The 12,489-nt window shown below is 74.1% G+C and carries 13 protein-coding genes; 7 read left to right on the forward strand and 6 right to left on the reverse strand.

Annotation, left to right across the window (positions count from 1 at the left end):
- Nucleotides 1–121: 121 nt before the first annotated feature.
- The 4 genes from QQY24_RS17560 to QQY24_RS17575 all read left to right on the forward strand — a co-directional run bounded on the left by QQY24_RS17560 (nt 122) and on the right by QQY24_RS17575 (nt 3,516).
- The gene (locus QQY24_RS17560) at nt 122–787 is read left to right on the forward strand and encodes a rhomboid-like protein (RefSeq protein WP_301973635.1); all 666 of its coding nucleotides are present in this window, start codon (nt 122–124) and stop codon (nt 785–787) included.
- Between the two features lie 9 nt (nt 788–796).
- Nucleotides 797–2,203, forward strand: a complete 1,407-nt coding sequence (locus QQY24_RS17565) for an FAD-binding oxidoreductase (RefSeq protein ID WP_301973636.1) — start codon at nt 797–799, stop codon at nt 2,201–2,203.
- Nucleotides 2,204–2,231: 28 nt separating this feature from the next.
- Nucleotides 2,232–2,714 carry a GNAT family N-acetyltransferase gene (locus QQY24_RS17570; protein WP_301973637.1) on the forward strand — a complete coding sequence of 161 codons (483 nt, stop codon included), beginning with the start codon at nt 2,232–2,234 and terminating at the stop codon, nt 2,712–2,714.
- Between the two features lie 124 nt (nt 2,715–2,838).
- On the forward strand, nt 2,839–3,516 hold the full coding sequence (locus QQY24_RS17575; RefSeq protein WP_301973638.1) for a pentapeptide repeat-containing protein: 678 nt from the start codon (nt 2,839–2,841) through the stop codon (nt 3,514–3,516).
- A gap of 45 nt (nt 3,517–3,561) precedes the next feature.
- Here QQY24_RS17575 and QQY24_RS17580 read toward each other — a convergent pair whose 3' ends face one another.
- Together QQY24_RS17580 and QQY24_RS17585 are read right to left on the reverse strand one after the other, a co-directional pair.
- Nucleotides 3,562–4,062: a hypothetical protein gene (locus tag QQY24_RS17580; protein WP_301973639.1), complete on the reverse strand. Its 501-nt coding sequence runs from the start codon at nt 4,060–4,062 to the stop codon at nt 3,562–3,564.
- Between the two features lie 158 nt (nt 4,063–4,220).
- Entirely contained in the window at nt 4,221–4,796 is a 576-nt protein-coding gene (locus QQY24_RS17585; RefSeq protein ID WP_301973640.1) for a TerD family protein, read from the reverse strand.
- Between the two features lie 157 nt (nt 4,797–4,953).
- Here QQY24_RS17585 and arfB point away from each other — a divergent pair, with 157 nt between their 5' ends.
- A complete protein-coding gene (gene arfB / locus QQY24_RS17590; protein WP_301973641.1) occupies nt 4,954–5,391 on the forward strand; it encodes an alternative ribosome rescue aminoacyl-tRNA hydrolase ArfB in 438 nt (145 codons plus the stop codon).
- A 90-nt stretch (nt 5,392–5,481) separates the two neighbouring features.
- Here the strand turns inward: arfB and QQY24_RS17595 are convergent, their stop codons facing one another.
- Nucleotides 5,482–6,054, reverse strand: coding sequence for a flavin reductase family protein (locus tag QQY24_RS17595; protein ID WP_301973642.1), 573 nt, complete (start codon nt 6,052–6,054; stop codon nt 5,482–5,484).
- Between the two features lie 300 nt (nt 6,055–6,354).
- Here QQY24_RS17595 and cdgB point away from each other — a divergent pair, with 300 nt between their 5' ends.
- Together cdgB and QQY24_RS17605 are read left to right on the forward strand one after the other, a co-directional pair.
- Nucleotides 6,355–8,019 carry a diguanylate cyclase CdgB gene (cdgB, locus tag QQY24_RS17600; RefSeq protein ID WP_301973643.1) on the forward strand — a complete coding sequence of 555 codons (1,665 nt, stop codon included), beginning with the start codon at nt 6,355–6,357 and terminating at the stop codon, nt 8,017–8,019.
- A 120-nt stretch (nt 8,020–8,139) separates the two neighbouring features.
- Nucleotides 8,140–9,087 carry a carbohydrate-binding protein gene (locus tag QQY24_RS17605; RefSeq protein WP_301973644.1) on the forward strand — a complete coding sequence of 316 codons (948 nt, stop codon included), beginning with the start codon at nt 8,140–8,142 and terminating at the stop codon, nt 9,085–9,087.
- 76 nt (nt 9,088–9,163) lie between these two features.
- On the opposite strand, the gene QQY24_RS17610 is transcribed toward QQY24_RS17605, so the two are convergent.
- The 3 genes from QQY24_RS17610 to QQY24_RS17620 all read right to left on the reverse strand — a co-directional run bounded on the left by QQY24_RS17610 (nt 9,164) and on the right by QQY24_RS17620 (nt 12,345).
- A complete protein-coding gene (locus tag QQY24_RS17610) occupies nt 9,164–10,084 on the reverse strand; it encodes a 1-phosphofructokinase family hexose kinase (RefSeq protein WP_301973645.1) in 921 nt (306 codons plus the stop codon).
- Between the two features lie 117 nt (nt 10,085–10,201).
- A complete protein-coding gene (nagA, locus tag QQY24_RS17615; RefSeq protein WP_301976273.1) occupies nt 10,202–11,329 on the reverse strand; it encodes an N-acetylglucosamine-6-phosphate deacetylase in 1,128 nt (375 codons plus the stop codon).
- Between the two features lie 71 nt (nt 11,330–11,400).
- Entirely contained in the window at nt 11,401–12,345 is a 945-nt protein-coding gene (locus tag QQY24_RS17620) for an ROK family protein (RefSeq protein WP_301973646.1), read from the reverse strand.
- Between the last annotated feature and the right edge of the window lie 144 nt (nt 12,346–12,489).

Consider the following 12,489-nt stretch of genomic DNA (forward strand, 5'->3'; position numbering starts at 1 on the left):
TCCGGGGTGGGCGGCCGCCGCGCGGCCCCGCGCCGCAGCCCCGTCCGGCAGCCCCCGGGGAGCGGGCCGGCTCACCGGGCACGCCGGCCGTCCGGTCGTCCGGCCGACCATACTGGCGGTTGTGGACCAGGTCAGCGGATGCCGGCGAGGGCTCCGGGCGGCGGTGGCGTACGTGCGCGGCGCCCCCGGCACCCACGTCTGGCTGACGGTCCTGTTCTTCACCACCGTGGCCCTGCACCACATGCCGCCGGGCTTCGAGCAGGACTTCCTGCGCCAGCGCTCGACCAACATCCACGAACTGTCGCAGAACCCGATACGGGTGCTGATCAGCAGCGCGATGTGGATCGACGGCGGTCACTGGCTGCCGTACGCCCTCCTGTACACCGTCTTCCACGCCCCGGCCGAGCGTTGGCTGGGCACCCTGCGCTGGCTCGCGGTGTGCGCGGCCGCACACGTGCTGGCCACGCTGGTCAGCGAACTGGCCCTGCTGCGGGCCATACAGGAGGGCCACGCCCCGCAGACGGCGGTCGACACCCTCGACATCGGCGTCAGCTACGCGCTGGCCGGGGTGATGGCCGTGCTCACCTACCGGATCGCCACGCCCTGGCGCCACCCGTACCTGGTCCTGCTGCTGGTCGCCTACGCCGTCCCGCTCGTCACCGGCCGCACCTTCACCGACGCCGGACACTTCCTGTCCGTGCTGATCGGACTGGGTTGTCATCCCCTGGTCAGGGGCCGCGGAAAAGCACGGAATCCGAAGGAGACACCGGCCGTGCCCAGGGGTTAACGTCCGCGCATGAGCAGCTCGGCGAGCAGTGCCGTCAACGGCGGCATCTCCTTCTGGTACGCGGACGACGGCCTTCCGGCGGCGCGGGAGCCGCTGCCCGGGGACACCACCGCCGACGTGGTGATCGTCGGCGGTGGCTACACGGGCCTGTGGACCGCCTACTACCTGAAGAAGGCCGCCCCCTTCCTGCGCGTCACCGTCCTGGAGCAGAAGTTCTGCGGTTACGGCGCCTCCGGCCGCAACGGCGGCTGGCTCTACAACGGCGTCGCCGGCCGCGACCGGTACGCCCGGCTCCACGGCCACGCGGCCGCCGTACGCCTGCAGAAGGCCATGAACGACACCGTGCACGAAGTGGTCGCCGTCGCCGCGGCCGAGGGCATCGACGCCGACGTGCACCGGGGCGGCGTGCTGGAGGTGGCGACCACGCCCGCGCAGCTGGCCCGGCTGAGGGTGTACCACGCGCACGAGCTGTCCTACGGCGAGGAGGACCGCGAGCTGTACGGCGCCCGGGAGACCACCGAGCGGGTCCGCGTCGCCGGCGCGGTCGGCTCCACCTGGACCCCGCACGGCGCCCGGCTGCACCCGGCCAAGCTGGTCAAGGGACTCGCGGCGGCCGTGGCGGCGCTCGGCGTCACGATCCACGAGTCCACGCCGGTCACGGAGATCCGCCCGAAGCACGCCGTCACCCCCTACGGCACGGTCCGCGCGCCCTACGTGCTGCGCTGCACCGAGGGCTTCACCGCGTCCCTGAAGGGCCAGCGGCGCACCTGGCTGCCGATGAACTCCTCGATGATCGCCACCGAGCCGCTCACTGGCGAGCAGTGGGCGGCGCTCGGCTGGGAGGGGTGCCAGACGCTGGGCGACATGGCGCACGCCTACATGTACGCGCAGCGCACCGCCGACGGCCGGATCGCGCTCGGCGGGCGCGGGGTGCCCTACCGCTTCGGCTCGCGCACCGACAACGACGGCCGCACCCAGGAGGCGACGATCGGGGCCCTGCGGGACATCCTGGTCCGCTTCTTCCCGCTGCTCGCGGGCGTGCGCGTGGAGCACGCCTGGTCGGGCGTGCTCGGCGTGCCGCGTGACTGGTGCGCCACCGTCACCCTGGACCGCACGACCGGCCTCGGCTGGGCGGGCGGCTACGTCGGCTCGGGCGTCGCCACCGCCAACCTGGCCGCCCGCACCCTGCGCGACCTGGTCCGGCTGGACTCGGGCCAGGCCGGACGCACCGAGCTGACCGAGCTGCCCTGGGTGGACCACAAGGTCCGCAAGTGGGAGCCGGAACCCCTGCGCTGGCTGGGCGTGCAGGGCATGTACGCCGCCTACCGGGCCGCCGACCGGCGCGAACGCCTGCGCCCGGGCACGCGGTCCTCCCGGCTGGCCCAGGTGGCGGACCGGGTGGCCGGCCGGCACTGAGCAGCGGCCCGGCGGTTACGCTCCCGGCATGATCCGCACCGCGACCCCCGACGACGTTCCCGTCCTCCACGCCTTCATCCGCGAACTGGCCGCGTACGAGAAGGCCCCGCACGAGGCCCGGGCGAGCGAGGCACAGCTGCACGAGGCGCTGTTCGGCCCGCGCCCTGCGGCGTTCGCGCACCTGGCGGTGGACGACGGGACGGGGGAGCCGGTCGGGTTCGCGCTGTGGTTCCTGAACTTCTCCACCTGGCGCGGGGTCCACGGCATCCACCTGGAGGACCTGTACGTCCGCCCCGCCGCGCGCGGCGGCGGCCACGGCCGGGCCCTGCTGACCGAGCTGGCCCGCATCTGCGTGGCGCGCGGCTACGAGCGCCTGGAGTGGGCGGTGCTGAACTGGAACACGCCGTCGATCGGCTTCTACGAGGCCCTCGGCGCGCGTCCGCAGGACGAGTGGACGGTGTACCGGCTCACGGACGGGCCGCTCGCCGACCTGGCCGCCCCGGCCCGCTGACCCGGCTCCGGCGGGCCGGCCCCGGAGCCACCGGTGTCCCGCCGGCATCCCGGCCCGGAGTGCCGGCGGCGGGGCCGCCAAGCCCGCGCGGCCGGCTCCCCGTGCCGGGGTGCAGCATGGGGGCATGACGAGCGGAGTGACGGGCGGGACAGGGGTGAAGGGCGCGCGGCGGCCGGAGGTGCGGCTGCCGCCGCTGGAGCCGTGGGACGGGGCGGAGCTGGTGCCGGACGGTGACTACGACGGCGTCGAGTTCCGTGCGCCGGACCTCACCGGGCAGGACGGCGCGGGCGCCCGCTTCCTGGACTGCGCGCTGGCGCGCTGCGCCCTGGACGGCACGCGCCTGCGTCGCGCCCGCCTCCTCGACACGCTGCTCACCGCCCCGCGCGGAGTCGGCACCGACCTCTCCGGGGCCACCCTCCGCGACGTCGAACTGACCGATCCCCGCCTGGGCGGCACCCAGCTGCACGGCGCCGTCCTGGAACGGGTCGTCGTCCGCGGCGGGAAGATCGACTGCCTCAACCTCCGCGGGGCCCGGCTCAGGGACGTCGTCTTCGAGTCCTGCGTCCTCGTGGAAGCGGACTTCGCGGGTGCCCGCCTGGAGCGGGTGGAGTTCGTCGACTGCGCCCTGCGGGAGGCCGACCTGACCGGGGCCACCCTGAAGGACGTGGACCTGCGCGGAGCGGCTCCGCTGGGGATCGCCCGCGGGGTGGAGCGGCTGTCCGGGGCGGTGATCGGCCCGGCCCAGCTGCTGGACCTGGCGCCGGTGCTGGCGGCCGGGCTGGGGATCAGGGTGCAGGGGTGAGCGGGCGGCGCGGGCCGGGGGGCTCCGGCCGCCCGCGCGCGTGGCTCACGACACCCGGGGGAAGCGGGCCTGGAGGGTCCACAGGGCCGGGTTCTCCGACAGGGACTCGTGCAGGTCGGTCAGGTCGGCGATCAGGTCGTGCAGGAAGTCGCGGGACTCGCGGCGCAGTTCGGCGTGGGAGAAGGTGAGCGGGGGCTCCTCGGCGGGCTGCCAGTCGGCGGTGATCTCCACCCAGCCGAAGCGGCGCTCGAAGAGCATGCGGTCGGTGGACTCGGTGAAGTCCAGCTCCGCCCGCTGCGGCCGGGAGGCGCGCGAGCCCATGGGGTCCCGGTCCAGCCGCTCCACGATGTCGCACAGCGCCCACGCGAAGTCCAGCACCGGCACCCATCCCCAGGCCGTGGACAGCTCCCGGTCGGTCGCGGTGTCCGCGAGGTAGACGTCGCCGCAGAACAGGTCGTGCCGCAGCGCGCGGACGTCCACGCGGCGGTAGTCCGTCTGCGGCGGGTCCGGGAAGCGGTTGGAGAGGGCGTAGCCGATGTCGAGCACGTCGGAGATGGTGTCACGCCCCGCGCGGTCCGCTCCGCGCGGTCGGCCGGCACCGGCCGCGGCGGGTGCCGCCGGGTACCCGGCGGCACCCCGGCGGCCGGAGCCCCCGGCCGCGGCGGGTGCCGGGGCCCCGGGGCCCGTGCCGGGTGCCGCGTCGGTCAGACGTTGACGCCGAAGTCCTGGGCGATGCCCACCAGGCCCGAGGCGTAGCCCTGGCCCACCGCGCGGAACTTCCACTCCGCGCCGTTGCGGTACAGCTCGCCGAAGACCATGGCCGTCTCGGTGGCGGCGTCCTCCGACAGGTCGTAGCGGGCGATCTCGGCGCCGCCGGCCCGGTTGACGATGCGGATGTAGGCGTTGCGGACCTGGCCGAAGTTCTGGCCGCGGTTCTCGGCGTCGTAGATGGAGACCGGGAAGACGACCTTCTCGATGTCGGCCGGGAGCGCGGCCAGGTCGACGTTGATCGCCTCGTCGTCGCCCGCGCCCTCGCCCGTGCGGTTGTCACCGGTGTGGACGATCGTGTTGTCCGGGGTCTGCTTGTTGTTGAAGAACACGAAGTGGGCGTCCGAGTAGACCCTGCCCTGGCCGTTGACCGCGATGGCGGAGGCGTCCAGGTCGAAGTCCGTGCCGGTGGTGGTGCGGACGTCCCAGCCGAGGCCCACGGTGACGGCGGTCAGGCCCGGAGCCTCCTTGGTGAGCGAGACGTTGCCGCCCTTGGACAGGCTTACAGCCATGATTGGGAGTCCCTTCCTAGATATTTCCGTGCACTCTGTGCCGACGAAGCTACCCTCACCGGGAAGAACGTCGGGGCAGGTCCCGGTGGTTCCGGATCCTTTACCTTTTTTACCCGGTTCGAAAACCGGGTGACGTGGGGCGCGCGCGGCCGGGAACATGGGGGGCATGTCCGGTCCCTACCTGATCCGTGGCTCCGTCCCGCTCCCCGAGGCCGAGCTGGTGTGGCGTTTTTCGAGGTCGTCCGGGCCCGGCGGGCAGCACGTGAACACCAGCGACTCGCAGGTGGAGCTGCGCTTCGACCTGGCCGGCACCCAGGCGCTGCCGCCGGTGTGGAAGGAGCGGGCGCTGCAGCGGCTGGCCGGGCGGCTCGTGGACGGCACGGTGGTCGTGCGGTCCTCCGAGCACCGTTCCCAGTGGCGCAACCGCGAGGCCGCGGCCGTACGCCTGGCCGCCCTGCTCGCGGAGGCCACCGCGCCCCCGCCCGGGCCGCGCAGGCCGACCCGCGTCCCGCGCGGGATCAACGAACGCCGGCTGCGCGAGAAGAAGCAGCGCTCGGAGACCAAGCGGGGCCGCTCGGGCCGGGGCTGGGCGTAACGGACACAGCGGTCGCGCGGTCGCGGCGCACCGCCGCCCGGGCCGGCGGGCCGCGCCGTCCCGCGCGTGCCCGGCCCTCCCCGGCCGCGCTCAGCGCAGCTGCCGGTACCGCCCCTGGAAGTACAGCAGCGGCCCGCCGTCCGCGCTCGGCAGGTGTGCGGTCAGGACGCGGCCTATGACCAGGGTGTGGTCGCCGGCCGTGACCCGCTGCTCGGTGCGGCACTCCAGCGTGGCGAGCGCGCCGTCCACCAGCGGGGCGCCGGTGACCTGGCCGCGGCGGTGGGCGAGGTCCGCGAAGAGCAGGCGGTCGCTGAGGCGGCCCTTCATGGCGAAGCGGCCCGCGACGTGCCGCTGGCTCTCGGCGAGGACCGAGACCGCCCACAGCGGCTGCTCGGCCAGCAGGTCGTCCATGCGGGAGCCCTCGCGCAGGCTGACCAGCACGAGCGGCGGCTCCAGGGAGACCGACACGAAGGCCGTGGCCGTCATGCCGACGTCCTCCCCGTCCGGCGCCCCGGGGTCGTCCGGGTCCAGCGGCGCTTCCTGCGCGGTCACCAGGACCACGCCCGCGGCCAGCCGGGACATCGCGCCCCGGAACTCGTCGTCGCTCACCTCCCCAGCATGCCCGGAAGTGTCCTTGTCGGCGGGTGAGGGAGTGTTCAGCACACCGGAAACGCTAATCTCCGCGCTCGGGCGGCCGCACCGGGCCCGTGTGCCGGCGGGGTGCCAGGGCGCCGGTGGCGGACTTCGTGCATCATGTGCGCACACCGACGGGGCCCGGGTTCGGGAAACACACGGGGAAAACGCGGAAACTCCCCGCGGTTGTTCACGTTCTCCTGTGACTTGAGTCACAAGGAGCGGTAATTGTTGACCCTGTGTACCGAGTGGGCAGCGCGCTGTGATTCAGTGGCGGGGAAGCCGAAGAGCACCCTTGAATCGCTGCGAGGACTCGGGGGGAGGGCGAGCATGGAGACCGAGTCGGAGCCGTATGTCCGCCTTGCGTCCCTGCGGCAGTTGCACCAGGTCATGGCCGACATGAACACGGCGCGCAGCCTGGCGGACACGCTGCAGACCGTCGCCGACGGCGTCGTCAACGCCCTCGGTTACGAGATGGCGTGCGTGAACCTGGTGCGTCCCGAGGGCGACCTCGTCGTCGCCGCGTTCGCCGGCAACTGCGCCGCCGAGGCCCTGATCACCGGCCGGGTCGGCTCCCGCGCGTCCTGGGAGCGGCGGCTGGGCATGGGCGAGCACTGGGGCGACCTGGTGTTCATACCGCACACCGAGGGCTGGGTCCTGGACGACGACGACGTCCCCCAGTGGTACACCGAGGGGCCCGCGCCCCGCTTCGAGGACGAGTGGCACCCCTGCGACCGCCTCTTCGCACCGATGTACACGCCCGGGGTGCACGGCAGCGGCTCGGGCGAACTGCTCGGCGTCATCTCCGTGGACCGGCCGCGCAACGGCCGCAGGCCCGGCGCCTGGGGTCGCGAAGCCCTCCAGATATACGCCTTCCAGGCCGCCATCGCGATCAGCAACGCCCGGCTGCGGGCCAACATGCAGCGCGCCCTGGTCCGCCTGGAGCGCGAACAGCAGGCCCTGCGCGCCAGTGAGGAAAGTTTCCGCCAGGCCTTCGAGTACGCCCCCTCCGGCATGGCGATCGCCGAGATGGGCGGCGACCAGCACGGCCGCATCCTGCGCACCAACGACGCCCTGTGCCGCCTGCTGGGCCGCCCGGCCTCGGCGATGCGCCGCTACTCCTTCTCCGACCTCGTCCACCCCGAGGACATCGGCACCCTGCTGCGGACCTCCGCCGAGGGCGGCCGGGCCGAACTGCGCCTGGGCCGCCGCGACGGCAGCTACGTCTGGGTGTCCCTGCGCAACTCCGTCGTCGCCGACGCGGCCGACGGCCCCCGCTTCCTGCTCACCCACGTCGAGGACATCGAGGAGCGCAAGCGGCGCGAGCTGCAGCTGGCCCACCGCGCCTCCCACGACTCCCTGACCGGCCTGCCCAACTCCGCCGAGCTGCGCTCCCGGCTGTCGGCCCGGCTGTGCCGGCGCCCGGCCCAGCCCGGCGGCCCGGACTCCCCGGAGTCCCTGGACGCCGCCTACGGGCATCCCGCCTTCGACCCGCTCCCCGGCCAGGGCTTCGACTTCGCGCCGGGCGCGGAGCCGTACGACGCCTACGACCACCACGTGCACACCGTCGCGCCCGAGGAGGGCCACGACGACGGCGCCAAGGGGCTCGCGGTCCTCTTCTGCGACCTGGACGGCTTCAAGTCGATCAACGACCGGTTCGGCCACAACGCCGGCGACGCGGTCCTCATCGAGGTCGCCCGCAGGCTCTCCCAGGGCGTCCGCGACGGTGACACGGTGGCCCGGCTGGGCGGCGACGAGTTCGTGGTCCTCGCCGACGGGCTCGGCAGGGCCGACGCCCAGGACCTCGCCGTGCGCCTGCGCAACGAGATCATCCAGCCCATCCGCGCCGAGGGCCGGGCCGTCCGGGTGGGCGCCAGTTTCGGCATCGGCTGGGCACACTGCGGCATGACCGCGGACGAGGTGCTGAAGTCCGCTGACGAGCGGATGTACATAGAGAAAAGATCTCGTCCCAAACAACACCGGCGTGCCGGATGAACCGCAGGTCAGTGAGTTGATGCGATCCGGGTCACCCGTGCGGCCCGGCCGGAGCGGGTAGGCTCGCCATTCCACACCCGCACCAGCATCCGCCCGCACCTGTTGAGGAGTACCCAAGGGATGACGCCCGGCGACAACGGCGCGAGCACGCCCGAGGACGACGACCCGTTCGGTTACCTGTACGCCGACGGCCAGGCCAGAGGGGCCCAGCCGCCGTCCGGGGGGTACGGCTACCCGAACGCGGTCAGCAGGGTGCGCACGGTGGGTGAGCGCCAGTACGGCGGCCCGCAGCAGGCACCGTACGGCCAGCCGTCCGTCCCGCAGCAGCAGGGCACCCACGGCCAGCCGAACGCCTACTACCAGGCCCCGGAGACGCTGCCCGGCGGCGCCCCCACCACCCGGTCCCCCATGCCGCCCGGCGGGGGCGGCGCGGGCGGCCGGCGCGGCCCGAACACCAAGGGCCTGCTGATCGGCGCCATCGCCGTGGTCGCCGCCGTCGTCATCGGCATCGGTGTCGCGATGATCAACGGCAACTCGGACGACGACACCTCCGGCGACCGGACCGACGCCACCCCGACCCAGTCGCAGAGCAGCGACCCGAACCCGACGAGCAGTGGCGCCGCGACCGGGGAGCTGCCCAGGACCGACGCCGCCGACAAGGGCGTCCAGCTCTCCGGCGGTGCCGCCACGGCGTCGGACGTCGGCGGCGCCCAGGGTGCCGGGGGCGCCTACGTGGGCGGACTGAACCAGGTCGGCGCCTCGGTCACCTGGACGGTCGACGGCATCCCCGAGGACGGCACCTACACCCTGTTCGCGCGGTACAGCAACGCCGGCGAGGACCAGTCGATGACCATCACGGTCAACGGCAAGGCCTTCGGCAGCAAGTTCAACCTCTCCAACTTCACGCACAAGTCCGACCCGGCCGAGGCCTGGACGGAGACCTACGCGTACCCGACCCTGGCCAAGGGCCACAACACCATCTCGATCTCCTGCCAGCCCGGCGACAAGTGCGACGTCCTGCTGGACCAGTTGTGGCTGAAGAAGGGCCAGGTCGACCGGTCGTCCTAGGGCCTAGTCCGGATCGGTCCGGTCCGGTCCGGACTAGGTGAGCCCGGCCCGGTCCGGACGGGAGGCCCCCAGGGGCTCAGGCCGTGCCGGTCACCGTGACGCGGGCCAGCAGCTCCTCGTAGTCCGCGCGGTCGAACTCGCCCGCCGCGGGTGCCCGTACGGTCGCCGCCGAGAGCGCGACCGCGCGGGCCAGCCGCTCCGGCCAGGGCAGGCGGTCCACGAGCCCCGACAGCAGGCCCGCGACCGCCGAGTCGCCCGCGCCGGCCGGACTGCCGTGGAAGCGGGCGGGCGGGGCTGCGCGCCAGCGGCCCTCCGGGGTCGCGGCGAGCAGGCCCTGCGGGCCCAGGGAGGCGACCACCGCGTGGGCGCCGCGGCGACGGGCGTCCTGCGTGGCGCGCGACGGCTCGTGGGAGCCGGTGAGTTCGGCGAGTTCGTCGGCGTTGGGCTTGATGACGTCGGGGCGGGCCGCGACCCCGCGGCGCAGCGGCTCGCCGCCGGTGTCCAGCAGGACCGGGACGCCGCGCGCCCGGGCGGCGCGTATCAGGCCCGTGTACGCCCCGACCGGCACGCCCGGCGGCAGGCTGCCGCACAGGGCCACCGCCGCGGCCGTGGCCAGCAGGTCGTCGTAGCGGTCCTGGAGGGCCGACCATTCCGCCGGGGCGATCTGCGGACCCGGCTCGTCCAGCCGGGTCGTGTCGCCGGAGCGTTCGTCCACGACGGCGATCGTGCGCCGGGTCGCCCCCGCGATCGGCACCAGCGCCTCCGTCACCCCCGGGGTGTCCGCGAGCCGGTCGCGCACCGCGCGCCCGGTGGCCCCGCCCGCGAACCCGGTGACCGTCACCTCGTGTCCGAGGGCGGCCAGCACCCGGGCCACGTTCACGCCCTTGCCGCCCGGCCGCTCCGCGACGTCCGAGACGCGGTGCGCGGTGTGCGGGCGCAGGGACCGCACGTGGTAGGTGATGTCCAGAGCGGTGTTCAGCGTGACCGTCAGGATCACCCGGGCCGACCTCCCCTCGCAGTCCGTCGCCATCGGTCCGGCGCCCCGATCATGCCAAAGACACGGCGGCCGGCCCAGTGCGGGACCGACCGCCGTGCCCCGAAGGGCGGGTACGGATCAGGGCAGTCGGGGCGGGAGCACCCATTCGCCCCGCCGCATCACGCCCTTGAGGTCGAAGGCGTCGTCCAGCAGGAGCAGGTCGGCGTCCCTGCCGGGCTCCAGCGAGCCGACGCGGTCGGCGAGGCCGAGCAGGCGGGCCGGGTTGGCGCACAGGGCGGCGACCGCGTGTTCCACGGGCAGCCCGTCGACGGTCACCGCCCGCTTGAAGGCGCGGTCCAGGGTGAGCGTGGAGCCCGCGATCGAGCCGCCGTCCACCAGGCGGGCCACGCCCTCGCTGACCTCGACCTCCAGCGGGCCGAGCATGTAGCGGCCGTCGCCGCTGCCGGCCGCGTCCATCGCGTCCGTGATGAACGCCACCCGGGAGGGGCCCGCGTGGTGGAACGCCAACTGGAGGGCGGCCGGGTGCAGGTGCGTGCCGTCGTTGATCAGCTCGACGGTGACCCGCTCGTCCTCCAGCAGGGCGGCGACGGGGCCGGGGGAGCGGTGGCCGAGGGCGGGCATGGCGTTGAAGAGGTGGGTGGCGACCGTGGCGCCCGCGTCGATGGCCTCGACCGTCTGCTCGTAGCCGGCGTCCGTGTGCCCGACCGCGGCGATCACGCCGTGCTCCGCGAGCAGCCGCACGGAGTCGATGCCGCCCGGCAGCTCGGTGGCGAGGGTGACCATCTTCGCCCGGCCGCGCGCCGCGTCGATCAACTTGCGGACCTCGGCCGGGTCCGGGTCGCGCAGCAGCGCCTCGGAGTGGGCTCCCTTGCGGCACGGCGAGATGAACGGGCCCTCGAAGTGGATGCCCGCGATGTCGCCCTGCTCGGCCAGCTCGCTCAGCAGCCCGGCCTGCCTGACCAGCAGGTCCATCTCGTCGGTGACGGTGGAGGCGACCAGGGTGGTGGTGCCGTGCAGGCGGTGCGTGCGCAGGGCGGTCAACACGTCGTCGGCCGTACCGGAGAAGGAGGCTCCGCCGCCGCCGTGGTTGTGGATGTCCACGAAGCCGGGGATCAGCCAGTGGCCGCTCACGTCGGTGACGCGGGCGTTCTCGGGGGCGGTGGCCGCGATCCGCGCGCCCTCGACGATCACGCGGCCGTCCTGCACCGTACCGGTGGGGAGGACCACCCTCGCACCGGTGAGCACCTGCGGCTCGTTCGTGGCCGGCCGGGCGGTCGCCCGTGTTCCCGCCGGGGCGGTGTCCCGCTCGTTGGCCATCAGGTGCTTACCTCCGCGGTCGTAGGGGTGGTCGTCAGCAGGTCGCGCGCGAGCAGCCCCGCGCCCAGGCAGCCGGCGGTGTCGCCGAGGGCGGCGGGGACGATGGTGGGCGTCTTCTGGAAGGTGACCCGTTGCCGGACGGCGTCCCGCAGGGGCCGGAACAGCACTTCCCCCGCTTCGGCCAGTCCGCCACCGATGATCAGCGTGCGCGGGTCCAGCAGGGTGAGCGCGGTGATCAGCCCGTCGGCGAGCGCGTCCACCGCCTCCCGCCACACCCGCACGGCGTCCGGGTCGCCGGCGGACGCGGCCCGGGCGCAGCCGGCCGCGTCCGCCCGCACGTCCCCGCGGGCCGCTGCCCACGCCTCGCCGACGGCGGACGCGGAGGCGTACCGCTCCAGGCAGCCGCGCTGCCCGCAGGGGCACGGGATCCCGCCGGGCCGCACGACGACGTGGCCGATCTCGCCCGCGAAGCCGTGCGCGCCCGCCTCCACCCGCCCGTCCAGGCCGATGGCGCCGGCGATCCCGGTGCCGAGCGGCACGAACAGGAACCGGTCGGCGCCCCTGCCCGCGCCGATCCGCCCCTCGGCGAGCCCGCCGGTGCGCACGTCGTGGCCGAGGGCGACGGGGACGCCGAGCCGTTCGGCGAGCAGGGCGCGCAGGGGGACGTCCCGCCAGCCGAGGTTGGCCGCGTAGACGGCGGTGCCGTGCTCCTCGTCGACGATGCCGGGGACCGCGACGCCGGCCGCGGCGGCCGGTTCGCCGTAGTGCTCCACGCCGTGGGCGCGCAGTTCGGCGGCGAAGTCGAGGATGCCCTCCACCACCGCGCCGGGTCCGCGTTCGCGGCCGGTAGCCCGGCGGGCGCGGTGCAGCAGCGCGCCGTCGTCCCCGACGAGGGCGGCCTTCATACCGGTACCGCCCACGTCCAGGGCGATGACATGTCTCACGGACCCAGTGTGGCCCCCACACCCGAAAAAGGTCTAGTCCACTCATGTGGTGTAGACCTTACTCGTCCGTATGTTGAACGCTCGCAGGCAGGATTGGGACTTGACCGTGGATCGGCGCAGTCGTAAGGGAGCAGGAACGATCGC

It is taken from the genome of Streptomyces sp. TG1A-8 (assembly GCF_030499535.1).
In the GTDB taxonomy this organism is placed as follows: Bacteria; Actinomycetota; Actinomycetes; order Streptomycetales; family Streptomycetaceae; genus Streptomyces.

Coding starts and splice junctions, on each gene's coding strand:
- QQY24_RS17565 (WP_301973636.1), top strand. CDS start 797: ATGAGCAGCTCGGCGAGCAGTGCCGTCAACGGCGGCATCTCCTTCTGG.
- QQY24_RS17570 (WP_301973637.1), top strand. CDS start 2,232: ATGATCCGCACCGCGACCCCCGACGACGTTCCCGTCCTCCACGCCTTC.
- QQY24_RS17575 (WP_301973638.1), top strand. CDS start 2,839: ATGACGAGCGGAGTGACGGGCGGGACAGGGGTGAAGGGCGCGCGGCGG.
- QQY24_RS17585 (WP_301973640.1), bottom strand. CDS start 4,796: ATGGCTGTAAGCCTGTCCAAGGGCGGCAACGTCTCGCTCACCAAGGAG.
- arfB (WP_301973641.1), top strand. CDS start 4,954: ATGGGGGGCATGTCCGGTCCCTACCTGATCCGTGGCTCCGTCCCGCTC.
- cdgB (WP_301973643.1), top strand. CDS start 6,355: ATGGAGACCGAGTCGGAGCCGTATGTCCGCCTTGCGTCCCTGCGGCAG.
- QQY24_RS17605 (WP_301973644.1), top strand. CDS start 8,140: ATGACGCCCGGCGACAACGGCGCGAGCACGCCCGAGGACGACGACCCG.